Source organism: Rhodopseudomonas sp. RCAM05734, assembly GCF_052658035.1.
The window spans coordinates 2515095-2538251 of sequence record NZ_CP199742.1 but is presented as its reverse complement, the minus strand read 5'-3'; the positions used below and the strand labels follow the sequence as shown (position 1 = coordinate 2538251).

The following is a 23157-nucleotide window of genomic DNA, read 5'->3' as shown; positions in this document are numbered from 1 at the left end:
CATGGCCGCCGCAGACGAGGATTCCTGCGATCGGCGCAACCATCCGTTAACGCCATTTTCCAACCGGGTTCCAGTTACGGCCGATTTAACGGTATCTTGATGCGGAGCAGAGATGCTCGCCGCATGGAACCTGCGAACCTGCAAACTGGGTCAGCCATCGCACGCATCATCGTTGCGCGGCGTGCGCAGTTGCCCATCCGCGTCGGCTTCGCCGTCCTGATGGTTGCGACCTTCCACATCTATATCGGCATGACCGAGGCAATGCAGTGGGCTGCCGTGTATCTCGGCCTGCAAGTGCTGGAAGTGGCGGCGTTCCGGTCGATCGACAATGCGACCGCCGTAACGGGTACGACGAGCTTTCTATTTTACGCGATCATGCTGACGAGCAGCAGCGTGTTCACCGCGTTCGGGCTCCTTGAAGCGTATCAGGGCGGTGTATGGGGTATCGCCTGTGCAGGAATTCTGTGGACGGGCTCGATCGCCACCGCCGCCATCGTCAGCGGCGAGTCCCGTGGCGCGCTGACCTGTTCGCTGCTGCCGCCGCTGCTGGCCTTTCTCGCAGTGCCTTATTTCATACTGTCCAGCGGTGGCAGCGCCGGCGACAGCATCGCGATGGTGTTGGCCGGACTGGTCAACGCCTGCGGCACCCTCGGCATGTGGTCGGTTTATCAGCGGCTGCTCAAGTCGGCGACCAAGGCACGCGAGATCGGCCGCCTCGCCTTGATCGATTCCGAAACCGGATTGCCCAGCCGAGCCGCAGTGCAGCAGCGCGTGGTCGCGTTGTTGGAATCCCGGCCAACAGGCATTGTCGTCGTGGCTGCTATCAATGTCGACCGCTTCCAGCACCTGCGCGGCGCCATCGGCCACGCCGCGAGCATCGACCTGATGCGCCGACTGGCGGCGCGGCTCGGTCGCGCCTGTGACGAAACGCCGATGGCCCGGCTGTCCAGCGCCAATTTCGGCTTCGCCTTTGTCGCCCGGAACATCGACGACGCGCACCGCGTCGTGGCGCGGCTGCAGGGTGCGGTGGCAACGCCGGTGTTGCTGCGCGACAACCGCGTCGACGTCAGCGTCACCATCGGTCTCAGCCAGCCCGCCGACGCGGTGGCATCGGCGACCGAAGTTTCCATCATTGACCGCGCCATGATCGCAATGGATCAGGCGCGCGCCGCACGCAAGCAGGCGGCGTTCTTCGACGCCGCACTGTACGGCAATCCCGGCATCAGCCTGTCGCTGATGAGCGAAATGCTGCGCGCCCTCGACAATGGCCAGATCAGCCTTTGCTATCAGCCCAAATACGAGCTGCGCTCCGGCGACATCGTCGGCGCCGAGGCGTTGGTGCGCTGGACCCATCCGGAGCACGGCGCGTTGCGCCCGGACATGTTCGTGCAGATGGCCGAGGAAACCGGTCATATCGCAGAGCTCACCGAATGGGTGCTGCGCCGCGCCGTGGCCGACCAGCGCGCCTTGCACGAGGCCGGTCTCGACGTCTGCATTTCCGTCAACTGGTCGGGCCATCTGATCGACGATGTCGCCTTCACCGATGCGGCGCTCGAGATTGCCCGCCACGCCACGGGCGAGCTCTGCCTTGAAGTGACGGAGACCGCCATCATCGGCAATGCCCGGCTCGCCCGCCAGACCCTCGAGCGTTTTCGCGCGGCCGGCCTCACCATCTCCATCGACGATTACGGCTCCGGCCTGTCGTCGCTGGCCTATCTCAAGAACATCCCGGCTGACGAATTGAAGATCGACAAGGCCTTCGTGATGCACATGGCCACCGATGCGGTCGATGCGGTCCTGGTCCGCTCCGCGGTCAGCCTGGCCCACAGTCTCGGACTGCGCGTGGTCGCCGAGGGCGTCGAGAACCAGGGCGCACTCGAACTGCTGCGCGCCATGGGCTGTGATATCGCGCAGGGCTATCTGATCGCCCGCCCGATGCCGCTGAGCGATCTCGCAACGTTTCTTGGCACGCATGCCGCCGAAAACGCCGCACGGGCGACCGCAAGCTAAGCCCGCCACCGGCGCGCCGTTCCACTGCAACGCAGCAAGCCGTCGTTGTCCGGCATATTATTTGAGCATGCATTAGGCAGCTCCGTCGGGCTTAATTGGCGCGGAAACGCGATTCGCCTTGCCGCGACAGTGAGCCGCCAGAGCCACAGCAGCAAAGCGACACCCGGATGAGGATCGCATGCGGAAGGCTGCGCAGGTCATCTTGAGCGTGATGCTGGTTGCCTTTGCCGGCGCGGCCTTCGCCGTCGATCGCGGCCAGTTCGAACACGTCCCCGACGACGTCCGCGCCTGGTTCAAGGCGGTGATCGCGCCCAACGGGGTACCATGCTGCGATATCACCGACGGCCATCGCACCGACTACGAAGTACGCAACGGCGCTTACTGGGTGCCGATCGAGGGTGCGTGGATGCAGGTGCCCGGCCATGCTGTCATCCGCGATCGCGGCAATCCCGTTGGCGAGGCCGTGGTCTGGTATGTGCATCACCGCGGCGGCATCGTCATCAGCTGTTTCGTGCCGGCCGACGCGGTGTGAAGCCCGCGCTGCTGCGCATGGTCGATGGCAAGGGCACATCTCCCAGGGGCGTGACGCGTGGGGCGGCAACTGGTTCCATGAGCCGCGACGCTTTGCGTCAACTCGAGCGGCCTGCCATAATGATGCCGCCGCGGCGTTCCCAAGTGGCCTTGCACTGATCGGGGCCCGGACGTTATTTCCGGCGGTCGCGGCGTGCCCAGTTGCCTGATTTGCCGATCCTTATTTCGCGCCTAGGCGCCCTAACACAGCGAGACCACCATGACCGAAGTCACTTATACCATCGTCGAGCATGACGGCGGCTGGGCCTACAAGGTCGGTGCCGTGTTCTCCGAGCCGTACCGCACCCATGATCTCGCAGCCGCGGCCGCCAAGCGCGCTGCCGCCGAGCAGCAGGTTCCCGGCAAGACCGAAGTCATCCAGTACGAGGACGAGCACGGCAAATGGCATGAGGAGACAGCCTCAGGCAGCGACCGTCCAACCACCCATATCGTGGACAAGCCCTGACTCGCGGGCCGGTGCAGTTTGCATCGGATCGTCATGCGTCCCGCGGCCATGGCCGCGTGATCACAGGTTGGTGCTGCGGATGAAACGACGGTGAGATGAAGAAGTTCGGCGGACCGGCGACGATGGCGGCGCTGCTCAGTTTCAATGGCGGCTTCGTCGATACCGCAGGCTTTCTCGGGCTGCAGGGCCTGTTCGTGGCCCATGTCACCGGCAACTTCGTGACGCTGGGCGCGGCGCTGGTTCACGGCAGCCACGGCATCATCGGCAAGGTACTGGCGCTGCCGGAGTTCGTCATCGTGATTGCGCTGGCACGGCTCGCAGGGATGGCTTTGCGCGCACACCAGCAACCGGTCTTGCGCATCCTGCTGTCCGCCAAGGTGGCCCTGCTGTTCTGTTTCTTTCTGCTCGCGGTCGGTTTCGGTCCGTTCCCTGACCCGAATACGCCGGCAGCTCTGCTGACCGGCTTTGCCGGGATCGCCGCAATGGCGCTGCAGAACGCGCTGCAACGGGTGCACATGCCGGCGCTGCCGCCGAGCACGCTGATGACCGGCAGCACCACCCAGGCGACCCTTGACGCCGTCGATCTGCTGACCGGACTAGCGCCGGATCAGCGCGCGGCAGTCCGCGCCCGGTTCGGCAAGATGAGCAAGGCCATCCTGTATTTCGCGGCCGGTTGCGCCCTGGCGGCGATCCTCTACGCGCTGGTCGGCTTCTGGTGCCTGGCGCTGCCGGTGCTGGTCGGTCTCGTCAGCGCTACCATGCGGATCGAGGATCCCGCGCCTGTGCTCGGGGCCTAACGCCACCCGGCAAGATGAATTTCACTTGCGAAACACACCTTAAGGTTGTGTTATTCTGCAACCTTGGGGGATTGTCGTCGTGCGTTTTTTGGCGTTCGTCGTGCTGTGCGGGATGTTGGGCGGGTGCGCGCGCGACCCCTATGTAACTGCCGATGACGAGACCATGTCCGGCAACTGGTACATCGCCCACCAGATTGATCGTGTGACCAGCGCCGAATTGCCGAGCGCCGTTACGTTTGCCCTGGCATCCAACACCTATGCTGACTTCCCACGCGCCTCGCAGATGCAGCTCACATGTGTCGATCGCAAGCCCTTGGTTCGCTTCGCCTTCGACTTCAAGATCGGGACCGACCGCGATTCGGTGCTTGGCTATCGGTTTGACGACCGACCGGGCCACGAAGATGTCGAAGCACGGGTGTTGCGAGGCCAGAAAATCCTGATTCTCGAAGCCGATGCAGACCTCGCGCGGTTCATCAGCGAAATTCCCGGCAGCAACAAGGTTTATATCCGGATTCGCTCAATGACCGGCGGCCGCACAGCGGTGGAGTACGATCTCGATGGCTCCGCTGCCGCGATCCGGGCGGCCTACACCAAATGCCCGATGCCGACACTGTCCAGCGCCGGGTGGAAGTCGCAACCTCGGATCTATTGAGCATGGGGTAAGCGACATCGCCTGGCGCGAAGCCGGGCGATGTCATTTGTGCAGTCTATGGGCACGTCTGCGCAACGCCGCGCAACGAGCTTACCAATCTAGAATTCGCTCTCGAGACCGCCAACGTGCTTCTGGGTGTAGAGGTCGATGCCGATGCGCTCGATGACGTGCTGCTGGGTCTCGAGGAAGTCGATGTGGTGTTCCTCGTCCTTCATCAGGCCTTCGAACAGGTCGCGCGACACATAATCGCCGACGCTGTGGCAGTAGGTCGCCGCTTCCTGATAGAGCGTGCGCGCCCCGATCTCCGCGGCGAGGTCGGCGTCGATGATTTCCTTGACGGTCTGGCCGATCCGCAACGGATCCAGCACCTGCAGGTTGGGAAAGCCGTCGAGGAACAGGATCCGGTCGATGAACTTGTCGGCGTGGACCATCTCTTCGATGGATTCCTTGCGCCACACCTTGGCCATCTCGAGCAGGCCCCAATGGTTCAACAGGCGGAAATGCAGCCAGTACTGGCTGATCGCGGTCAGTTCGCTGCGTACGCCCTTGTTGAGATAGTCGATGACCTTTGGGTCGCCCTTCATGATGCACTCCTGCTGCGAAGCCCTGCGGCCTCTGTTTCAAATTAGAAGAATTCTAAATAGGAGCATACACCATAGCAAGCGTTTCGGCGGTACTGTGAGACCACAATTGAAGTCGGCTTGGAGGGAGTTGTGAGCTGATCAGGCCGCAACGGCAGCTTGCGCCGACGGCAGATGCGGCTCGGTATGGGCATGTGCGGCATGCGCGCAGTTGGCCATGCACGCCTTGGCGCAGGGGCCCAGCGCCTCATCCATGATCTGCTTGATAGTCCGCGCACAACGGCCGCACTGCGCGCTGCAGCCCAGGCATCCGTAGACCTGCCCTGGCGTGCGCGGCGGACGCGGAGCACTCACCGCGTTGCGCACGTCGTGGTCGCTAAGGACGTTGCAGGAACAAACAATCATGGGATGAAGGTGGCTCACTGAGGACACCCCATCGATATTTAAGACCGTCGCCAGATGCAAAAGGAAAGCGTCGGTTTTCAAGCAATTCCAAACTGCGAGGCAGCCTGCAAACACATTGGAATCACTCTAACAAGTGGCTGCGGCCAGCAGGTCAAACGTGCCTGCCCTTGCAGCCAAGCCATGCAGGCTGTCGCGGCAGGCGCCTGCGTGCGCGGCGAATGCGTCGAACGATGTCCACCCGTTGGCGGACCCGGCGGACACGTCGCGCACCTCGCCCGACCTTCGCCGAAGCCCAGCCACGGCAGCCACAGCGCGCGCAGCCGAGTAGTAGTCACTCGATACGTGTGGCGGATTTGAGCGTCTCCGTTCATTGATCATTCAAGTGAAGTGTGAAACTTTTGCCGCTGGCAGAACGCTATCTGCCGGCGTTATTCAGGAGAAAGGTGAAGCCATGCGGAAAACTCTGATGGCAGTGGCAGCCATCGGCACCTTGGCTGTCTCGGCGGTGGCCACGCCTCAAACCGCGGAGGCCCGCGGCGGCCTGATTGCTGCCGGCGTCGCGGCCGGGCTGATCGGCGGCGCCATTGTCGGCGGTGCCTTGGGCGGGCCCGGCTATTACGGTCCGGGCTACGGCTACGCACCCCGTTACGGTTATTACGGCGGTCCGGCCTATGTCGGCGGTCCCGTTTACGACGGCAACTGCTATTGGCAGCGCCAGCGCTTCTGGGACGGCTACGGTTGGCGGATCCGGCGCGTGCGGGTCTGCGGCTATTGACGATACGACACCCCGAAAAATGTTTGCCAAGGCATTTTCGGTGTGACCATTTGCAGCGGCCCGAAAAAACCGTTTTTCCGGGCCATTGAATCACTAACGTTTACGTTGGCTTGACGGTTGGGCGCTTTAGATTGAGCCGTCAACCCGAACTGCAGCGTGAGTAGCCCTTAATCTGCGCCGGATCGCGGCGCCCACCTCAGGAGAGACCTCTGATGAAGAAGACAATTTCCGCCATGCTGGCCGTTGCGACCGTTGCCGGTTCGCTGGTGTCGGTGGCCCCCGCCAAGGCTGACGGTGGCCGCATCGCCGCTGGCGTCGCCGGCGGCCTGATCGGCGGCGCTCTCCTCGGCGGCGCCATCGCCGCCAGCCGCCCGGCTCCGGCCTATGGTTACGGCTACGCGCCGGCTCCGGTGTACGTCGAAGAGCCCGCCTGCCGCCTGGTCCGCGAGCGCTTCTGGGACGGCTACGGCTGGCGCATGCGCCGCGTCCAGGTCTGCGATTGATCTGACGCCGCCCTGCACCTCCTGAACCGGAAAACCCGGCTGCTCACGCAGCCGGGTTTTTCGTTGCAGCGATCGTCGCGCCTTCTCAACGCGCTCCGCTGATCGCCTTCAGCACGGCAGCGCTCGGCCAGCAGTCGACCTTGAGACCCGCCGACTTCTGGAAGGCGCCGAGCGCGGCGCGGGTCTTCATGCCCGCCTTGCCGTCCATCTTGTCGCCGTACAGACCGATCCGGGTCAGATGCTTCTGCATCGCCTCGACGTCGGTGGTGCGCATCTGTGCAGAAGCCGACCACGGCGTGGCGAAGGGTTGCGGATCGGTCATGCGGTCGCTGAGATGCCCGACGAACAGCACATAGAGGTCGGAGAAGTTATATTCCTTGATGACGAAGTAGTTCTTCGTGGTCAGGAAGGCCGGCCCATAGATGCCCTCCGGCTGCAGCAGGGAGGCCGGCTGTGCCTGCTCGGCGGCGCTGAGCCGCTGGCCGCGCACCGGGACGAAGCCCGCGCGCAGCCATTCGCCGATCGGCTTCGTCACCTCGGGCACGCCCTGCGTACAATCGGCACTGGCCGGCGCGCGGACCTCGTGGGCCCAGCGCAGACCGGGCTGCCAGCCCTTGTGCGCGAGTTGCTGCGCGGCGGAGGCCAGCGCATCGGGCACCGAGGTCCAGATGTTGACATGACCGTCGCCGTCGAAGTCGACGCCGTGCTTGGCGAGTTCAGTCGGCAGGAACTGGGTGAGTCCGGTAGCGCCGCCCCAGGACGCGCGCAAATTCTTGCGCGTCACGTCGCCGTTCTGGATCAGCATCATGGCGGCGATGAACTCGCCGCGATACTGCTCCTTGCGACGACCGACATAGGCCTGCGTCGCCAGCACGCGGAGACCATCGTAGGGCAAAGCATAGCGGCCGTAGTCGGTCTCGCGGCCCCAGATCGCCAGAATCACCGTGGCCGGCACGCCGAACTGCTTCTCGATGGCCGCAAGCGTGGCGCGATGCTTCTGCAGCAGACGCTGCCCTTCTGTTGCCAGGCGCGCGATACTGGCCTCCTTGATGTAGTCGGCCGGCACCTGGATGAATTCGGCCTGCGACGGCGCGCCGGTGGCGGGCCGGCCGGGCAGCGTCAGGTCGGGCAACTTGTAGTCCGGCTCCAGCCCCGCCGTCGCCGCGTCGAAGGTCGCGCGCGACACCCCGGCCGCACGGGCGTCGGGCCACAGCGCCGCGAGGAAGCTGTTGAAGCCGGCGTCCGCGGCCCTGCACGGCCCAGCGCCGAACGCAGCGACCAGCCCGCCGAGCAGAACAATAAGACAATGTCGCCCAATGAACCGCATGCGGGCGCCGACCTCGATCAGTGTCCGCCCGGCAGTTTCGCCGCCTCGATGGCGTCGTTCGATAGCTTGTCGACGTAGGCGATGCCGATCGCCGAGAGAATGAAAACGGTGTGGATGATGGTCTGCCACATCACGCCGGTCTCGGTGTAGTTGCTGGCCCGCGCGGACCCCAGCGCGCCGGCCTCGATGAAGGTGCGCAGCAGGTGGATCGAGGAGATGCCGATGATGGCCATCGCCAGCTTGATCTTGAGTACGCTGGCATTGACGTGGCTGAGCCATTCCGGCTCGTCGGGGTGGCCCTGCAGGTTGAGCCGCGAGACAAACGTCTCGTAACCGCCGACGATCACCATCACCAGCAGGTTGGAGATCATCACCACGTCGATCAGGCCGAGCACCGCCAGCATGATCTGCTGTTCGGTGAAATCGAAGGCATGGTTGAACAGGTGCCAGAGCTCCTTGAGGAACAGCACCACATAGACACCCTGCGCGACGATCAGGCCGATATAGAGCGGCAGCTGCAGCCAGCGTGAGCCGAAGATCAGCATCGGGATCGGGCGCAGCGGAAAGCTTTTCGGCGGCAGCGGCGTTTCGGGGGTCATGGACATCGGTCAAGTCTCGCAGAATCGGGAATCGCGGCGCGATTACAAGGCAATCTTATATCGGCGTGCCAAGGACACCATGATGTCGCATGGCGCGGCAACTGGCCGCATCGGGCTACTTCACCGCAACAATGAAGATTCGCGGAAACCGCAGCAACACCTTGCCGTCGGCCTGCGGCAGGTAGCTCGCCGCGATGCGGGCGGTGTATTCGGCAAGATAGCCCTTGCGCTCGGCCGGCTCCAGCGGATCGACGAACGGCCGCAGGCCGGTGCCCTTGACCCATTCCACCACCGACGCGGCATCGTCGAGCACGTGATTGTAAATGGTGTGCCAGATCTCGACGCGTGCGCAAAGCGGCCGCAGCGCATCGTAATAGGCGCCCGGTTTCGGCAGCGCGTCGCGCAATTCCGCGGCCTTCGACAGCCGCTTGCGCCACGGCTCCATATACGCGACCTCGCGCATCAGGATGTGCGAGGGCTCCCCGAGAGTGTCGGGCATCTGCACCGCCAGCACGCCGCCCGGTGGCAGCCCGCCGACCAGCCGCTTCAACTGCTTGATGTGGTCCGGCACCCACTGGAACACCGCATTGGCGAACAGCACGTCGGTCCCGGCCGGCGGCGCCCAATGCGCGATATTGGCCTCGATGAAGGTATGGCCGGGTAGCCGCTCGCGGGCCTGGCGCAGCATGTCGGCAGAGGTGTCGACGCCGGTCACCACCGCCTGTGGCCAGCGATCGACCAGCAATGCCGTGGAATTGCCCGGACCGCAGCCGATGTCCACCACCTTGCGTGCGTCCTGCAGGGGCACCTGCGCCAGCAGGTCGCGCGCCGGGCGTGTGCGCTCGTCCTCGAATTTCAGATACTGCTGCGCATTCCAGTCGGCCATGGAGCACTCCGCGCCGGTTGCAATCCGGCAACTCTCTCTATGAAAGTACGACGATTGCAAACCCGGGTTTCATGACACCCTGCCCAACGGGCTACCGCGTCAGCTTCTTGTACTTCATGCGGTGCGGCACGATGGAGTCGTGGCCGAGGCGGCGCATCTTGTCCTTCTCGTAGTCCTGGAAGTTGCCCTCGAACCATTCGACATGGCTGTCGCCCTCGAACGCCAGGATATGGGTCGCGATACGATCCAGGAACCAGCGGTCATGGCTGATGATCACGGCGCAGCCGGCAAAATCTTCCAGCGCCTCTTCCAGTGCGCGCAGGGTGTCGACGTCGAGATCGTTGGTCGGTTCGTCGAGCAGCAGCACGTTGGCGCCGGACTTCAGCATCTTGGCGAGATGCACGCGGTTGCGCTCACCGCCGGACAGCGCGCCGACCTTCTTCTGCTGGTCGCCGCCCTTGAAGTTGAACGAAGAGCAGTAGCCGCGCGAGTTCACTTCGCGCTTGCCGAGCAGGATCAACTCGTTGTTGCCGGAGATCTCTTCCCACACGGTCTTCTTGCCGTCGAGCGAGTCGCGGGACTGGTCGACATAGCCGAGATGCACGGTCTCGCCGACGGTAATGGTGCCGGCGTCGGGCTTCTCCTGGCCGGTGATCATCTTGAACAAAGTCGTCTTGCCGGCGCCGTTGGCACCGATGACGCCGACGATGCCGCCAGGCGGCAGCTTGAAGGTCAGGTTGTCGATCAGCAGGCGATCGCCGAAGCTTTTGCTGAGACCTTCGAAATCCACCACGTTGTCGCCGAGACGTTCGGCGACAGGAATGGTAATCTGCGCGGACTGGGTCTGTTTCTCGCTGGCCTTCTTGAGCAGGTCCTCATAGCGCTGATAGCGCGCCTTGGACTTCGCCTGACGGGCCTTGGGCGACGACGAGATCCATTCCTGCTCGCGTTCCAGCGTTTTCTGGTGGGCAGCGTCCTCGCGGCCTTCCTGGGCCAGACGCTTCTGCTTCTGCACCAGCCACGACGAGTAGTTGCCCTCGTAGGGAATGCCCTTGCCGCGGTCGAGCTCGAGGATCCACGACGTCACGTTGTCGAGGAAGTAGCGGTCATGGGTGACGATCAGGATGGCGCCCGGATAGGCGCGCAGATGGCCTTCCAGCCATGACACGGATTCGGCGTCGAGATGGTTGGTCGGTTCGTCGAGCAGCAGCAGTTCAGGCGCATCGAGCAGCAGCTTGCACAGCGCGACGCGGCGGCGCTCGCCGCCCGACAGCTTGGTGACGTCGGCATCGTCGGGCGGGCAGCGCAGCGCGTCCATCGCCTGGTCGACCTTGCTGTCGAGATCCCACAGGCCCTGGGCCTCGATCTCGTCCTGCAGCTTGGTCATCTCGTCGGCGGTCTCTTCCGAGTAGTTCATCGCCAGCTCGTTGTAGCGATCGAGGATCGCCTTCTGCTTGGCAACGCCGAGCATGACGTTCTCGCGCACCGTCAGCGCGGCATCGAGCTGCGGCTCCTGCTCAAGGTAGCCGACGCGGGCGCCCTGGGCGACCCAGGCCTCGCCGGTATATTCCTTGTCGAGGCCGGCCATGATCTTCAGGAGTGTCGATTTACCGGCGCCGTTGACGCCGAGGACGCCGATCTTGGCGTCCGGGTAGAATGACAGATGGACGTTATCCAGCACCTTGCGGGTCGGATAGGCCTTGGTCAGGCCCTGCATGAAGTAGACGAACTGGCGAGCCATCGTGATCCTTGAAGCCGTCGAATGCGTGGGAATTGGTTGCCGCTGATGTAGCGATGTGGCCCCCAAAGGGCAACCGGGGGGTTCATCATTCGGTAACGCTATGGCCGGCAAAACCGGGGTTCGAGACCATTTGAACCGCATTTTAACGACTTCCGCCCAGCGTATTTGGAGGGCGGCTCGACATCGCCGTGGCGCGACCGAAGTCGCGGACAGATTCGGCGGATCCCGTCATGGCAACACTTGCGGCACCATCATCGTCCCGGCCCGCCGAGGACCAGCAGCGACAGACCGGCCTGATCCAGGAAATTCGCATGTTCTGGCGGCAATTCTTCGTCGCCGCCTTCGATCCCTACCGGCCCGAACTGCATTATATGCGCGGCCCCGGCCCGGCCTGCCGCGCCAAAAACAGCGCCGAGAACCGCGCCTCCCGCTCGCATTGAAGCGCCACGCCCGCCCTGCATAGCTCGCCCGCTTGCGCGGCGGCGTCGGGCGCGCCACCATCGTCCATCCTAGACGGCGCCGTCGCGCCGCCCCTCACCCCACCGGATGGACGCTCCCATGACGCGGCTGCGCTGTGCAATTCTCGACGACTACCAGAACGTAGCCCTGCAACTGGCCGATTGGCGCCCGCTGGCCGATCGGATCGACGTCACGGTGTTCGACACGCCGTTCGCTTCCGCGGTCGCGGCAGCCGACGCGCTGAAGGATTTCGAGATCGTCTGCGCCATGCGCGAGCGCACGCCGTTTCCGCGCGCCTCGTTCGAGGCGCTGCCGAAGCTGAAGCTGCTGATCACTTCGGGCATGCGCAATGCGGCCATCGACATGGAGGCAGCCAAGGCCCACGACGTGGTGGTCTGCGGCACGGCCATGGTCGGCAATCCGACGGCCGGACTGACCATCGGACTGATGCTGGAACTGACGCGAAAGATCGGCTTCGAGAACGCCCGCATGAAGGCCGGCGAGCCCTGGCAGGTGACAGTCGGCGAGGACATCGAGGGCAAGACGCTGGGCGTCATCGGCCTCGGTAAGCTCGGCAGCCACGTCGCCGCCATCGCCCGCGCCATGGGCATGAAGACCATCGCCTGGAGCACCAACCTGACTCCGGAAGCCTGCGAAAAGGCCGGCGTCACCTACGCGACCAAGGAAGAACTTTTCGCGACCGCAGACATCATCACCATCCATGTCGTGCTCAGCGACCGCTCGCGCGGGCTGGTGTCGCGCGAGGATCTCGGCCGGATGAAACCGACGGCCTACCTGATCAACACCGCGCGCGGCCCGATCGTCGACGAGGCGGCACTGCTGGAGACGCTGCAGGCGAAGAAGATCGCCGGCGCGGCGCTCGACACCTATTCCCAGGAGCCGCTGCCGCAGGACAGCCCGCTGCGCAAACTCGACAACGTCGTGCTGACACCGCATCTCGGCTACGTCACCGCGGAAAACTACCGGCGGATCTACAGCGAGATGATCGCGTGCATCGAGGGCTGGCTGAAGGGCGAGCCGCTCAAGCGGCTGGGGTAGGAAGCACCAAAATAAAAAAGGCGCCGCGTGTTGCACGCGGCGCCTTTCTCTCAGATGGAAGAGCCTAGCGGATCGTCACCGGCGCGGGCAGCGGCTGCACCGTAGTGGGCTGCGCACCGGGCAGCGGGGCCATCGGGGCGGCGTTCGGACCCGGAATCGGCTGCGCCGAAGCAGTGGTCGTGGGCGCCGGCGCCTTGTTGCCACCCGGCAGCACGACCACGCGGGTGCCGACCTTGGCGCGCTCGAACAGATCCGAGACGTCGTCGTTGAGCATGCCGATGCAGCCCGAGGAGACGAACTTGCCGATGGTCGAGGGCTGGTTGGTGCCGTGGATGCGGTACACGGTCGAGCCGAGATACATGGCGCGTGCACCCAGCGGATTGCCGGGACCGCCGGCCATGAAGCGCGGCAGATAAGGCTGGCGCTCGATCATCTCGGTCGGCGGATGCCAGTCCGGCCACTCGGCCTTGCGGGTGATCTTCTGCATGCCGGTCCAGGTGAAGCCGTCGCGGCCGACGCGAACGCCGTAGCGGATCGCGCGGTTATTGCCGAGCACGTAATAGAGGTAGGTGTTGGGCGTATCGACGACGATGGTGCCGGCGGGCTCCTTGGTGACGAAGCTGACTTCCTGGCGGCGCAGGTTCGGCGCCGGCTGCGCCGGGCCGTCTTCCGGCTGCTCGTCGGCGGGGAGCGCCGAAAGTACCATGGGCTTGCCATCCGCACCCATCGGCTGCGGCTGACCGGCACCGGCCACCGGAGCGCCCTGCGAGCCAACGACTTCCGGCGGACGCATGCCGCGACCGTCGTCGGGACCGCGATCGGAATAGGTCTGCGGCGCGCCGGCCGGACGATCCGAATAGATCACCGCCGGCGGGCCCATCGGACGGCCATAGCGCGGATCGTCGGGAGACATCACCGGTCCCTGCGGAGCGGCGCGATCGGAATAAACGGGAGCGCCGGCCGGTCGGCCGTAGCGCGGATCATCGGGCGACATCACGGGGCCGGGCGTCGGCAGCGCCGTCATCGAACGGCCGTTCGGAGCCCCTTCATCGTCGTCCAGCGCGTCGAAATCCGGCATCGCACGGGGCGGATAGGCCGACGGCGCATTCGAATATCCGGTCGGCGCGGCGGGATAGACCTGCGCCATGGCAAGCGAGGAGGTCGCGGCGCTGAGGGCCACGGTCGCGAAAATCGTCAGAACAGGCTTGATCATCATCGCCCTTGCATAGTCGGAAGCCGACACCGGATCGTTAAAGTCAGATCGCGTAGGAGTACGGCGCATTCAAGACAAAAGCTGCAAAATCCTGCAAAATCCGGCCATATTCGCGAAATTCCCCGGCGAACGTTGCCGGGACGCCTCATTGCACGACCGATTGCCCGAAAATATGCATCTCGTTGTGGCGCCCATTTTTTAACAAACGGTTGCCGGGTGTTGCGATATCCTGAATGCACTGATTCGTGATGGGTTGAGCCGTGTTCGCTCAAGCGAGACGGCCGGACCCGAGTGCCCCACCGCGTCCCCGACAGTCCCAACAGCCTTCGCCGACTGCGCAGGCGGAACACCGATCCATGCTTCCGGGTATACGCTTTCTGTTCGCGGCCGCCGTGCTGTTGTTTTCGCTTCTGGTGTTCGGCTTCGGCGCAACCGCCCTGCTGCGCTCCGCACGCGAGGAAGTCGCCAGCCTGCCAATCCGTCGGACGCCTCCGGAAATCATCTTCAGCCAGCCGGCTGAGGCGCCGCCACGGCTGGCGATGCTGCGCCTCGATGCGCCTGCCCCGGCAGACGTATCGCCGGCGTTGCCCCCTGCACCCGTCGAGATCGCTCCGGACGTCGCCACCCTGACCGACTCCGACAAGGCGGCCGAGCCCGAAAAGCCGGCGGTGCCGATGACCGCCGAACCGGCGCCAGTTGCCGCGAACGAAGCCGGGCCGCCAGCGGTCGAGATCGCCAAACCCGACGTACCGGCCCCCGAAGCCCCGGTGGCCATAGCTGCGGTGCAGCCATCCGGCGCCGAACCGCCGGCCGCCGTGGCCGTACCCGTTGCCGCTGTCCAACAAATCGAACCGACACCGGCGCCCGCCGTCGACGCGCCAGTCGGCGCAGCCGAGCCGGCGGTGGCCGATGCCGACAACATCTCGACCAGGATAGCCACGCTTGGCGGGCCGCCGGTGTCCGTTGAGCCCCAGCCGGCCGTCAAGCTACCCGTGGCGAGGCCACCGGTTGCGACCGCCACCGCGACAAAGGCCGAGCGCAAGCGAACCATCCAGCGGCGGCGTGAAGCGGCGCGCGAAGCGCAACGGGCCCAGGCTGCCCGCGAGGCGCGTGCGGCGCGCGACGCCCGGGCTGCGGCACAGCAGGCCAACCCGTTCGCGACCCCACTGCAGCGCTGATCGCCCGCAGGGCGCTTAGGCCGGGCCGGTGGCGACCGGCGGTCCGGCCGCCATGCCCCATTCGGCCCAGGAGCCGTCATAGAGCGCCGTGCCGCGCACGCCGAGCCGATACAGGGCCAGCGTCAGCACCAGCGCCGACACGCCGGAGCCGCAACTGGTGACGATCGGCCTGGCGAGATCCACGCCGGCGCCGGTGAAGATCGCGCGCAACTCGTCGAGCGGCTTCATCGTGCCGGTCGCGGCATCGAACAGACCCGCATAGGGCACGCTGCGGCTGCCCGGAATATGTCCGGCGCGCAGGCCGGGCCGCGGCTCGGGCACGCTGCCTTCGAACCGCGCCTTTGGCCGCGCGTCGATCACCTGTTCGGCGCGGCTGTCGAGATTGTGAACCAGTTGCTGGCGACTGCGCAGGAAGCCCGGATCGAGCGCCGCGGAATAGGCGGTGAAGTCCGGCGCCCCGTCGCCGCTCTCCACCGGGCGGCCTTCGGCGCGCCATTTCTGCAGGCCACCGTCGAGCACGCGGACATCGCGATGACCGAAGGCAAGGAACATCCACCACGCCCGCGGGCCAGCCACCCAGCCGCCGGCATCGTAGACGACGACCGTGTCGGCATTGGAGACGCCGAGCGCACCGACGCCTTCCGAAAAGTGGCCCTCGCTGGGAAACATGTGCGGCAGGCCGACGCCATGATCGCTGATGACATCGACGTCGAAGAAGGCCGCACCAGGGATGTGCGCAGCGCGATAGTCGTCACGCGGCAGCGGCAGCACGCCCGGCAGTTTGAATGTGGCGTCGAGCACCTTGACGGTGGGATCATTGAGGTGGGCGGCGAGCCAGTCGGTCGAGACGAGAGGGTCGGCGGTGGTGGTCATGGTGAAGTTGTCCTTGATTATTGCTTCGACGGAAGTTGTCGCTGGAGCCCGCCGTCGCCCTTCGAGGCTCGCCGAAGGCGGCGAGCGCCTCAGGATGACGGCTCAGCGAAGCCTCATCCTGAGGTGCCGAGCGCAGCGAAGGCCTCGAAGGACGACGGCGGTCAGCTCAATCCTTCGCCTTTCGCGGTTCGACCTTCTCCACAGCGCCGCCGGCATCGCGCCAGGCGGCAAGGCCGCCGGCGATATGGGCCACCGGCGTCAGCCCCATGTCCGCGGCGGTCTTCGCCGCGAGCGCGGAACGCAACCCGCCGGCACAGTGGAAGATAAACTTCTTGCTCTCCTGGAACACCGGCTTGGCATAGGGGCTTTCCGGATCGATCCAGAATTCCAGCATGCCGCGGGTGCAGGAGAATGCGCCGGGAATCCGGCCGTCGCGCTCGATCTCGCGGGGATCGCGGATGTCGACCAAGATCACGTCTTCGCCTCGCGCAACCTTGATCGCCTCTTCGGCGCTCAGCGTCTCGATCTGTGCATTGGCCTCGTCGAGCATCGCCTTGATGCCGCGGGTGATGGTCTGTGTCATGCTTTTCGCACCAGTTCCTTCATTGCGCCTTCCAGCCCCTCGATGGTCAGCGGATACATGCGCTCGGAAAACAGCCGGCGGATGAGCGTGGTGGATTCCGAATAGTCCCAGTGCTTCTTGGCCACCGGATTGAGCCAGACCGCATTGGGATAGGTCTGCGTCACGCGCTCCAGCCAGACCGAGCCAGCCTCCTCGTTGACATGCTCGACCGAACCGCCGGGCACCATGATCTCGTAAGGCGACATCGAGGCATCGCCGACGAACACCACTTTATAGTCGTGCGGATATTTGTGCAGCACGTCCCAGGTCTTGGTGCGGTCGGTGAAACGCCGCTTGTTCTGCTTCCACACACCCTCGTAGAGGCAGTTGTGGAAGTAGAAATATTCCATGTGCTTGAATTCGCTCTTCGCCGCCGAGAACAGTTCCTCGACCTGCTCGACATGGGAATCCATCGAGCCGCCGATGTCGAAGAACACCAGCACCTTCACCGCATTGCGCCGCTCCGGCCGCATGTGCACGTCGAGATAGCCGTGGTTGGCGGTTTCCTTGATGGTGGTGTCGAGATCGAGTTCGTCGGGCGCGCCGGTGCGGGCGAACTTTCGCAGACGCCGCAGCGCCACCTTGATGTTGCGGATGCCGAGCTCGACATTGCCGTCGAGGTCCTTGAACTCGCGCTTGTCCCAGACCTTGACCGCGCGCCGGTGGCGGCTCTTTTCCTGGCCGATGCGGATGCCTTCGGGATTGTAGCCCTCGGCACCGAACGGCGAGGTGCCGGCGGTGCCGATCCACTTGTTGCCGCCCTGGTGCCGGCCCTTCTGTTCCTTGAGGCGCTCGCGCAGGGTTTCCATGAGCTTGTCCCAGCCCATCGCCTCGATCTGTTTCTTCTCTTCCTCGCTGAGGTACTTTTCCGCCAGCTTCTTCAGCCATTCGGCGGGAATCTCGGCCTTCTCCATGCCCTCGAGCAGGCTTTCCAGCCCCTTGAACACGGTGCCGAACACGCGGTCGAACTTGTCGAGGTTGCGCTCATCCTTCACCAGCGCAGTGCGCGACAGGTAATAGAACTGATCGATCGACTGCTCGGCGAGGTTGGCGTCGAGCGCCTCCATCAGCGTCAGATATTCGCGCAGCGTGACCGGGATCTGTGCATCGCGCAGCGATGTGAAGAATTGCAGGAACATGACGCGCAGATTGCCCGACCACGCTGCTCCGTCAAGGGCTTGATCAGCCGATGACGATGACCCCGCGCAGTTGTGACGCGCTGCCGCGCGGCGAGCCGGCGATTGGCATCGCGCGAACACCGCGCTGTCACTGTCTTCTTTCCTCATCGCGTGGCAGCGCAACGTTGACTTTTGTCAACGTCAGTGAATAACGTCAGAACATTGCACTTTAAGACCGTGGATTTCAGCCAGCCGATGCCCATCCGCCCCAATGACCAGATCATTCACAAGGCCGCGTGGCTCTACTACGTGCATGGCCTGCGCCAGGACGAAGTCGCGAAAAAACTGCACATTTCCCGCGCGTCGATCGCGATGTATCTGCGCCGGGCCCGCGAGATGGGCATCGTCACCATTACCACGTCCACGGAGCTTTTTTCGGACGACGTGCTGGCGCGGGAGCTTGAGGACGCCACCGGTCTCACCGCCGTCTGGATCGTCCCCGACAACAGGCAAGGGATCGAAGCAGCCGCGGAAATGCCCGCTGTGGCCGCCTCGGTTTTTCTCGGACTGGCCAACAAGGGCGACAGGATCGGTGTCGCCTGGGGGCGCACGGTCTATCGCATCGCCGACGTGATGCCCTTCGCCGATTTGCAGGGCGTGACGGTGGTGCGGCTGTGCGGCAATCTCGGCGCGCCCTACTCCTACCGTCCGGACCAGTGCACCACCGAGATCGCGCGGCGGCTCAACGCCGCCGGCATGAACCTCTATGCTCCGCTGGTCCTGTCGTCAGAACGGCTGGCGGACGAACTGCGCGCCGAACCGGTGATCAGGGAGCAACTGGCAGCCATTTCCGACTGCGAGTTGGCGCTGTATTCGGTGGGCGGCATCGAGAAGGACAGCCATCTCGTCAAGTGCGGCGCGCTCTCCGCCGAGGAGATGCATGCTTTGGGCGAGGCCGGCGCCGCCGGTGTCATCGCCGGCCAGCTCATCGATGCCGACGGCAACTGGATGGACTGCGCCTACAACCGGCGCTGCATCGCCGCCGATCACGACTCGATCCGCGGCATCCGCAAGCGCATGCTGGTGGTTCAGGAGGACAGCAAGTTCGAACCGCTTGCGGCGGCGCTGAAAGGCGGATTCGCCTCTCACCTCATCATCACCTCGTCGATGGCCCGGCGCATCTTGGAACGCTGGAAGCAGCGCGGTCTAAGCCCTGCTTCCGCGACCAAGCGGACAGATCCGGCACGCACCGCGCGGTAGGGCCCTGCCGACTTTCCTCGTCACGGCACTTTTCTTCCCCTCTCCCCCAAGCGCAGCGCAGCCGCAGGCGGGAGAGGGTGGATCGAACGCGCGCAGCGCGTTCGAGACGGGAGAGGGAGTGGCTGCAACAAGCGAGAAAAAGAGCCCTCTCCCGCCTTCGCTGCGCTCAGGCACCCTCTCCCACGGCGCAAAGCTTCGCTTTGCTGGGGAGAGGGGAAGAGAGAGCTGCGTCCAATCTATTACTTGGACTGCCCCGCTTTTACTTTCGGCATCCACGCCGGCATCGCCACCTCCGCATGGGCAAACTGCGGCAGCTTTGCGCCGAGCTCTTCCATGTTCTTGATGTCCTGACCGATCAGGTCCTTCTGGGTGATCAAGGTCGGCGGGACGACCACGTTGTGGCCGGGATCCTGGCCGGCCAGCAACATGGCGAGCGCCCTCACCGAGACCTGGCCGACGACGGCCGGATTGGTGGCGGCGGTCGCAACCCAGGCCGATTTCGGCTCGCGCATGGCAGCGATATCGGACGTCGAGATATCCGCTGAGTAGATCTTCACGCTCGACGACAGTCCGGACTCGTCGACGGCAATCTTCACGCCCTTGGCGAATTCGTCGTAAGGCGCAAACATCACCGTGATGCCGGGATTGGCCGAGATCACCGAGCGTGCCTGGTTGGCGACGGAATTGGCGATCGGATTGTCCATGGTGCCGAACTGCGCGAGCTCCTTGATGCCCGGATACTTCTTCTTGAATGCCTTCCAGGTCTCGTCGCGGCGGTCGAGCGGCGCGATGCCGGCCACGTAGACGTAACCCGCCTTGAAGCTCTCGCCGTTGTCCTTGATGGCCTGCTCCAGCGCAAGGCGGGCAAGGTCGCGGTCCGACTGCTCGATCTGCGGGATCTTGTCGTTCTCGACGTTGACGTCGAATGCGACGACCTTGATGCCGGCTGCGACGGCTCGGCGCGCGGCTTCCTTCATCGACTCCGTGAGGCCGTGCTGGATGATGATGCCCTGCACGCCGAGCGCGATGGCCTGATCGACCATGTCCGCCTGCAGCGCAGCGTCCTGCCGGCTGTCGAGCACCCGGAGCTGAATGCCGAGCGCATTCGCCTGGGCCTGAACGCCGGCCAGATAGGACTGGAAGAAATCGCCGGTCGACAGATAGCGAACCAGCGCAATCTTGACATTCTTCGGCTGGTCGAACGGCTTCGGCATATCGGCGGCGCCGGCGCCGAAGCCGAGCACTCCGGAAAGGCCAAGGGTCAGCAAACCAAATGTTCTGCGGGTCACGGTCATGTCAGTCTCCTCCAGGGTTGTTTTTTATGAGATGCGACGGGAGCCCTCCGTCAGCGTCGGCTTCTTTTCGACAGCGAGAAAGTGAAGATCAGGGCAACGACAAGGACGGCTCCCTTGACGAAATCCTGAGTGTAGTAAGGCGCGTTCATCATCGTCAGGCCCTGCAGCAGGATGCCGACGAACAGCGCGCCCACAGCCGTGCCGAAGGCGTTCGGCTTGGCGACGCCCAGAACGGCGAAACCGATCAGCGCGGCGGCAACGGCATCGAGCAGCAGATTGTTGCCGGATGCGATGTCACCGCGGCCGAGACGGGCGGCGAGCAGGATTCCGCCGATGGATGCGAAGACGCCGGAGATCACATAGGCAAATATCTTGTAGGCATTGACCGGTGCCCCGGCGAGCCCCGCCGCCCGCTCGTTCGAGCCGACCGCATACATCATGCGCCCGAACCGGGTGTATTCCAGAAAGAACCAGATCAGCACGGCCAGCACGATCAGGACGACGACCGACACGGGCACCAGGTTCGGCAGGATGAAATCGAACCGATGACGGCCGAGGGCCAGGAAGGCCGGGCTGAACACGCCGGTCGCGGCCGAGCCGTCGGGCAAGGTCATGCCCGTGGCGATGGAGCGGCCTTCGGTCGGGATTCGCTGCAGGCCGAGCAGCAGGAACATCATGCCCAGCGTCGCCAGAAGATCCGGCACCCGCATGTAGACAATCATGATCCCGTTGGCCAAGCCGACGAGCACGCCGATGGCAAGGCAGACGAGCGTCGCGGTCAGCGCGTCGCCGCCCATGACGACCATCACGTAGGACGACGCCATCATCGCGCTGGTCGCCACCGAACCGATTGACAGATCGAAGCCGCCGACCACAAGGGTGGCGGTGACGCCAAGGGCAAGAATTCCGGTGATGGACACCGACTGGAAGATGAAGACGGCGCTCTGCGGCGAGGAGAAGCCGGTGGTGACCACCGAAAAATAGACGACGAGTCCGACCAGCAGCGTGAGAAATCCATACTTGATGGCGAGCTCGCGCAGGGTGGTCGCGATGCCGGTCGGCGCCCCCAGCCGGGCCACCGCCGGTGAGGCGATTTTGCTGTCTTCGCTGCTCATGCCGCTGACACTTTCTGACTATGCTGACCGGCGATCTGCGCAAGAAGCCGGTCGATATCCACGGCGGCATTGCTGTGCTCGCCGACGATGCTGTGCTCCGACATCACAAGAATGCGGTCGGCGATCTCGAAGACCTCGTCGAGTTCGGTCAGGAACACGATGGTGGCGCGGCCACGGGCCGAAGCACGCAACTGAACGCCGATATCGCGCCGCGCGGCGATGTCCACGCCCTGGAACGGTTCGTCGAGGATGAGAACCCGCGATGGCTCCAACAGCCAGCGCCCGATCATGACCTTCTGCTGGTTGCCGCCGGACAGCGTCTGCATGTCATCGCCTTCGCTGCGGCAGACGATCCCCAGCGACTTGATCTGGCCGCGCGCCTTGAGAAGCTCACGGCCACGCCCGACGACGCCGAAGTTCGAGAGGCGCGGGAGGAAGGGTGCACTGATATTCTCGGCGATGTTGAAGTCGGGAATGACGCCGTTATCGGCGCGGTCCTTCGCAACGAGAAAAACACCGCGCGCGATCGCCTGACGGGTGTTCGACGGACGATAGTCGGCGCCATCGAGCGCCATGCTGCCCCCCACGGGACGGCCGACGCCGAACAGCGTTTCCGCAAGCTCGGTCTTGCCGACGCCGACCAGGCCCGTCACGGCGACGATCTCGCCGTCGCCCAGATGGAAATCGAAAGGACGCGATCCCTGCCGAAGCTGCAGCCCGCGCGCCGCGAACACCGGCGTGCCGCCTTGTTGAACGGACACCGTGCCCGCCACGACCTTCTGTCCGAGCATTGCATTGACCGCGGCCTCATACTCCAGCTCCGGCCCCTCGAAGCGGCCGGTAATTCGACCGTCGCGCAGCACGACGATGCTGTCGGCAAGCCGCCGGATGTCCGACATGCGATGCGTGATGTAGAGCACCGCGACCCCGCGCGCGCGCAGACGGTCGACGAGATCGAACAGGCGATCGGCCTCGCTGCTCGACAGCGACGAGGTCGGCTCATCGAGGATCAGGACTTGCGGCTCATGCGCCATGGCCCGGGCGATGGCGACCATCTGGCGGTCGGCCAGCGTCAGATCGCTGACACGGGCGGACAGATCGAGGGCGAGGCCCATCCGTGCAGCAACCGCCGCAGCCTCGCGCCGCACGCGAGCCGGATTGAAAAACAGGCGCGCGCCGCGGCCGTTCAGGCGATCGAGGGTGAGGTTGGTCGCGACGTCGAGGTCCGCGACTACACCGTCGTTGATGCTCTGATGAACGGTCACCACGCCGGCGCGGATAGCCTCCGCCGGAGACGCCGGGTTGAAGGCGCGGCCGTCGAGGGTGATCGTGCCCGCATCGCACTTGTTCACGCCGCTGAGGATGCGCACCAGTGTCGATTTACCGGCGCCGTTGGCGCCCATCAGCACGGTCACAGCACCGGCGCGCAGATCGATATCGACGCCCTTCAGCACAGGGATCGGTCCATATGATTTGCACACGTCTGCGATGCGAAACATTGCCTGTTCGCTCATTGCTTCCTCCCTGACCCCAAAAGGTAGGCGGCCACCCCGTCAAATGTCAATAGCATTGACAATTGCCAGCGAGGCACTTTAGCTGGCGCCAGGGATGACGATGCGGCGCACGAAGCTGCACGAAGCGCATGTGGAGGAG

The 23157-nt window shown here is 64.6% G+C and carries 24 protein-coding genes; 11 read left to right on the top strand and 13 right to left on the bottom strand.

Annotated features, from left to right (window positions below):
- Nucleotides 1-123 precede the first annotated feature (123 nt).
- From ACUXVA_RS11960 to ACUXVA_RS11940, 5 genes are all read left to right on the top strand, one after another.
- Nucleotides 124-2010 (top strand): putative bifunctional diguanylate cyclase/phosphodiesterase, encoded by a 1887-nt coding sequence (locus ACUXVA_RS11960; RefSeq protein WP_445492306.1) that lies wholly within the window; start codon nt 124-126, stop codon nt 2008-2010.
- A gap of 178 nt (nt 2011-2188) precedes the next feature.
- Nucleotides 2189-2542 carry a hypothetical protein gene (locus ACUXVA_RS11955; RefSeq protein WP_265080118.1) on the top strand — a complete coding sequence of 118 codons (354 nt, stop codon included), beginning with the start codon at nt 2189-2191 and terminating at the stop codon, nt 2540-2542.
- A gap of 258 nt (nt 2543-2800) precedes the next feature.
- Nucleotides 2801-3046 carry a hypothetical protein gene (locus tag ACUXVA_RS11950; protein ID WP_265080119.1) on the top strand — a complete coding sequence of 82 codons (246 nt, stop codon included), beginning with the start codon at nt 2801-2803 and terminating at the stop codon, nt 3044-3046.
- Between the two features lie 95 nt (nt 3047-3141).
- The gene (locus ACUXVA_RS11945) at nt 3142-3843 is read left to right on the top strand and encodes a YoaK family protein (RefSeq protein WP_445492303.1); all 702 of its coding nucleotides are present in this window, start codon (nt 3142-3144) and stop codon (nt 3841-3843) included.
- 79 nt (nt 3844-3922) lie between these two features.
- Nucleotides 3923-4495, top strand: a complete 573-nt coding sequence (locus ACUXVA_RS11940; protein ID WP_445492301.1) for a hypothetical protein — start codon at nt 3923-3925, stop codon at nt 4493-4495.
- Nucleotides 4496-4593: 98 nt separating this feature from the next.
- Here the strand turns inward: ACUXVA_RS11940 and bfr are convergent, their stop codons facing one another.
- Together bfr and ACUXVA_RS11930 are read right to left on the bottom strand one after the other, a co-directional pair.
- Nucleotides 4594-5079, bottom strand: coding sequence for a bacterioferritin (gene bfr, locus ACUXVA_RS11935; protein ID WP_265080122.1), 486 nt, complete (start codon nt 5077-5079; stop codon nt 4594-4596).
- 138 nt (nt 5080-5217) lie between these two features.
- Nucleotides 5218-5481: a (2Fe-2S)-binding protein gene (locus tag ACUXVA_RS11930; RefSeq protein ID WP_265083826.1), complete on the bottom strand. Its 264-nt coding sequence runs from the start codon at nt 5479-5481 to the stop codon at nt 5218-5220.
- 451 nt (nt 5482-5932) lie between these two features.
- Here ACUXVA_RS11930 and ACUXVA_RS11925 point away from each other — a divergent pair, with 451 nt between their 5' ends.
- Nucleotides 5933-6256: a hypothetical protein gene (locus ACUXVA_RS11925; protein ID WP_265080123.1), complete on the top strand. Its 324-nt coding sequence runs from the start codon at nt 5933-5935 to the stop codon at nt 6254-6256.
- 212 nt (nt 6257-6468) lie between these two features.
- Nucleotides 6469-6759 (top strand): hypothetical protein, encoded by a 291-nt coding sequence (locus tag ACUXVA_RS11920; RefSeq protein WP_265080124.1) that lies wholly within the window; start codon nt 6469-6471, stop codon nt 6757-6759.
- Nucleotides 6760-6844: 85 nt separating this feature from the next.
- Here the strand turns inward: ACUXVA_RS11920 and ACUXVA_RS11915 are convergent, their stop codons facing one another.
- From ACUXVA_RS11915 to ettA, 4 genes are all read right to left on the bottom strand, one after another.
- Nucleotides 6845-8086 carry a lytic murein transglycosylase gene (locus ACUXVA_RS11915; protein WP_265080125.1) on the bottom strand — a complete coding sequence of 414 codons (1242 nt, stop codon included), beginning with the start codon at nt 8084-8086 and terminating at the stop codon, nt 6845-6847.
- A 17-nt stretch (nt 8087-8103) separates the two neighbouring features.
- Entirely contained in the window at nt 8104-8691 is a 588-nt protein-coding gene (locus tag ACUXVA_RS11910) for a TIGR00645 family protein (protein ID WP_265080126.1), read from the bottom strand.
- Between the two features lie 109 nt (nt 8692-8800).
- Entirely contained in the window at nt 8801-9571 is a 771-nt protein-coding gene (gene tam / locus ACUXVA_RS11905; protein WP_445492297.1) for a trans-aconitate 2-methyltransferase, read from the bottom strand.
- Nucleotides 9572-9662: 91 nt separating this feature from the next.
- Nucleotides 9663-11312, bottom strand: coding sequence for an energy-dependent translational throttle protein EttA (gene ettA / locus ACUXVA_RS11900; protein ID WP_265080128.1), 1650 nt, complete (start codon nt 11310-11312; stop codon nt 9663-9665).
- A 230-nt stretch (nt 11313-11542) separates the two neighbouring features.
- Here ettA and ACUXVA_RS11895 point away from each other — a divergent pair, with 230 nt between their 5' ends.
- Both ACUXVA_RS11895 and ACUXVA_RS11890 read left to right on the top strand, forming a co-directional pair.
- Nucleotides 11543-11752 (top strand): hypothetical protein, encoded by a 210-nt coding sequence (locus ACUXVA_RS11895; protein ID WP_445492295.1) that lies wholly within the window; start codon nt 11543-11545, stop codon nt 11750-11752.
- 118 nt (nt 11753-11870) lie between these two features.
- Nucleotides 11871-12830: a D-2-hydroxyacid dehydrogenase family protein gene (locus ACUXVA_RS11890; RefSeq protein WP_445492294.1), complete on the top strand. Its 960-nt coding sequence runs from the start codon at nt 11871-11873 to the stop codon at nt 12828-12830.
- 64 nt (nt 12831-12894) lie between these two features.
- Here ACUXVA_RS11890 and ACUXVA_RS11885 read toward each other — a convergent pair whose 3' ends face one another.
- Nucleotides 12895-14046 (bottom strand): L,D-transpeptidase family protein, encoded by a 1152-nt coding sequence (locus tag ACUXVA_RS11885; RefSeq protein ID WP_445492292.1) that lies wholly within the window; start codon nt 14044-14046, stop codon nt 12895-12897.
- Between the two features lie 353 nt (nt 14047-14399).
- Here ACUXVA_RS11885 and ACUXVA_RS11880 point away from each other — a divergent pair, with 353 nt between their 5' ends.
- Nucleotides 14400-15221, top strand: a complete 822-nt coding sequence (locus ACUXVA_RS11880; RefSeq protein ID WP_445492290.1) for a hypothetical protein — start codon at nt 14400-14402, stop codon at nt 15219-15221.
- Nucleotides 15222-15236: 15 nt separating this feature from the next.
- On the opposite strand, the gene sseA is transcribed toward ACUXVA_RS11880, so the two are convergent.
- The 3 genes from sseA to ACUXVA_RS11865 form a co-directional block, all read right to left on the bottom strand.
- Nucleotides 15237-16094, bottom strand: coding sequence for a 3-mercaptopyruvate sulfurtransferase (gene sseA, locus ACUXVA_RS11875; RefSeq protein WP_265080133.1), 858 nt, complete (start codon nt 16092-16094; stop codon nt 15237-15239).
- Nucleotides 16095-16260: 166 nt separating this feature from the next.
- Nucleotides 16261-16677, bottom strand: a complete 417-nt coding sequence (locus tag ACUXVA_RS11870) for a rhodanese-like domain-containing protein (protein ID WP_265080134.1) — start codon at nt 16675-16677, stop codon at nt 16261-16263.
- Nucleotides 16674-17855, bottom strand: coding sequence for a vWA domain-containing protein (locus ACUXVA_RS11865; protein ID WP_445492287.1), 1182 nt, complete (start codon nt 17853-17855; stop codon nt 16674-16676). The genes ACUXVA_RS11870 and ACUXVA_RS11865 overlap by 4 nt, the downstream gene beginning before the upstream one ends.
- 234 nt (nt 17856-18089) lie before the next feature.
- On the opposite strand from ACUXVA_RS11865, the gene ACUXVA_RS11860 reads away from it, so the two are divergent.
- Nucleotides 18090-19094: a sugar-binding transcriptional regulator gene (locus ACUXVA_RS11860; protein WP_445492285.1), complete on the top strand. Its 1005-nt coding sequence runs from the start codon at nt 18090-18092 to the stop codon at nt 19092-19094.
- Nucleotides 19095-19333: 239 nt separating this feature from the next.
- Here the strand turns inward: ACUXVA_RS11860 and ACUXVA_RS11855 are convergent, their stop codons facing one another.
- From ACUXVA_RS11855 to ACUXVA_RS11845, 3 genes are read right to left on the bottom strand one after another with little or no spacing between them, the layout of a single operon-like run.
- Nucleotides 19334-20389, bottom strand: coding sequence for a substrate-binding domain-containing protein (locus ACUXVA_RS11855; protein ID WP_265080135.1), 1056 nt, complete (start codon nt 20387-20389; stop codon nt 19334-19336).
- Between the two features lie 50 nt (nt 20390-20439).
- Entirely contained in the window at nt 20440-21504 is a 1065-nt protein-coding gene (locus tag ACUXVA_RS11850; protein WP_265080136.1) for an ABC transporter permease, read from the bottom strand.
- The gene (locus ACUXVA_RS11845; RefSeq protein ID WP_445492282.1) at nt 21501-23018 is read right to left on the bottom strand and encodes a sugar ABC transporter ATP-binding protein; all 1518 of its coding nucleotides are present in this window, start codon (nt 23016-23018) and stop codon (nt 21501-21503) included. The genes ACUXVA_RS11850 and ACUXVA_RS11845 overlap by 4 nt, the downstream gene beginning before the upstream one ends.
- Nucleotides 23019-23157: the final 139 nt, after the last annotated feature.

What these genes read in the sequence shown, in the direction of transcription:
- ACUXVA_RS11845 (WP_445492282.1), bottom strand. Translation starts at nt 23,018, where the DNA reads ATGAGCGAACAGGCAATGTTTCGCATCGCAGACGTGTGCAAATCATAT.
- ACUXVA_RS11945 (WP_445492303.1), top strand. Translation starts at nt 3,142, where the DNA reads ATGAAGAAGTTCGGCGGACCGGCGACGATGGCGGCGCTGCTCAGTTTC.
- ACUXVA_RS11915 (WP_265080125.1), bottom strand. Translation starts at nt 8,086, where the DNA reads ATGCGGTTCATTGGGCGACATTGTCTTATTGTTCTGCTCGGCGGGCTG.
- bfr (WP_265080122.1), bottom strand. Translation starts at nt 5,079, where the DNA reads ATGAAGGGCGACCCAAAGGTCATCGACTATCTCAACAAGGGCGTACGC.
- ACUXVA_RS11920 (WP_265080124.1), top strand. Translation starts at nt 6,469, where the DNA reads ATGAAGAAGACAATTTCCGCCATGCTGGCCGTTGCGACCGTTGCCGGT.
- ACUXVA_RS11960 (WP_445492306.1), top strand. Translation starts at nt 124, where the DNA reads ATGGAACCTGCGAACCTGCAAACTGGGTCAGCCATCGCACGCATCATC.
- ACUXVA_RS11930 (WP_265083826.1), bottom strand. Translation starts at nt 5,481, where the DNA reads ATGATTGTTTGTTCCTGCAACGTCCTTAGCGACCACGACGTGCGCAAC.
- ACUXVA_RS11870 (WP_265080134.1), bottom strand. Translation starts at nt 16,677, where the DNA reads ATGACACAGACCATCACCCGCGGCATCAAGGCGATGCTCGACGAGGCC.
- sseA (WP_265080133.1), bottom strand. Translation starts at nt 16,094, where the DNA reads ATGACCACCACCGCCGACCCTCTCGTCTCGACCGACTGGCTCGCCGCC.
- ACUXVA_RS11865 (WP_445492287.1), bottom strand. Translation starts at nt 17,855, where the DNA reads ATGTTCCTGCAATTCTTCACATCGCTGCGCGATGCACAGATCCCGGTC.
- ACUXVA_RS11855 (WP_265080135.1), bottom strand. Translation starts at nt 20,389, where the DNA reads ATGACCGTGACCCGCAGAACATTTGGTTTGCTGACCCTTGGCCTTTCC.
- ACUXVA_RS11880 (WP_445492290.1), top strand. Translation starts at nt 14,400, where the DNA reads ATGCTTCCGGGTATACGCTTTCTGTTCGCGGCCGCCGTGCTGTTGTTT.
- ACUXVA_RS11910 (WP_265080126.1), bottom strand. Translation starts at nt 8,691, where the DNA reads ATGTCCATGACCCCCGAAACGCCGCTGCCGCCGAAAAGCTTTCCGCTG.
- ACUXVA_RS11850 (WP_265080136.1), bottom strand. Translation starts at nt 21,504, where the DNA reads ATGAGCAGCGAAGACAGCAAAATCGCCTCACCGGCGGTGGCCCGGCTG.
- ACUXVA_RS11895 (WP_445492295.1), top strand. Translation starts at nt 11,543, where the DNA reads ATGGCAACACTTGCGGCACCATCATCGTCCCGGCCCGCCGAGGACCAG.
- ACUXVA_RS11860 (WP_445492285.1), top strand. Translation starts at nt 18,090, where the DNA reads ATGCCCATCCGCCCCAATGACCAGATCATTCACAAGGCCGCGTGGCTC.
- ACUXVA_RS11950 (WP_265080119.1), top strand. Translation starts at nt 2,801, where the DNA reads ATGACCGAAGTCACTTATACCATCGTCGAGCATGACGGCGGCTGGGCC.
- tam (WP_445492297.1), bottom strand. Translation starts at nt 9,571, where the DNA reads ATGGCCGACTGGAATGCGCAGCAGTATCTGAAATTCGAGGACGAGCGC.
- ACUXVA_RS11885 (WP_445492292.1), bottom strand. Translation starts at nt 14,046, where the DNA reads ATGATGATCAAGCCTGTTCTGACGATTTTCGCGACCGTGGCCCTCAGC.
- ACUXVA_RS11955 (WP_265080118.1), top strand. Translation starts at nt 2,189, where the DNA reads ATGCGGAAGGCTGCGCAGGTCATCTTGAGCGTGATGCTGGTTGCCTTT.
- ACUXVA_RS11925 (WP_265080123.1), top strand. Translation starts at nt 5,933, where the DNA reads ATGCGGAAAACTCTGATGGCAGTGGCAGCCATCGGCACCTTGGCTGTC.
- ACUXVA_RS11890 (WP_445492294.1), top strand. Translation starts at nt 11,871, where the DNA reads ATGACGCGGCTGCGCTGTGCAATTCTCGACGACTACCAGAACGTAGCC.
- ettA (WP_265080128.1), bottom strand. Translation starts at nt 11,312, where the DNA reads ATGGCTCGCCAGTTCGTCTACTTCATGCAGGGCCTGACCAAGGCCTAT.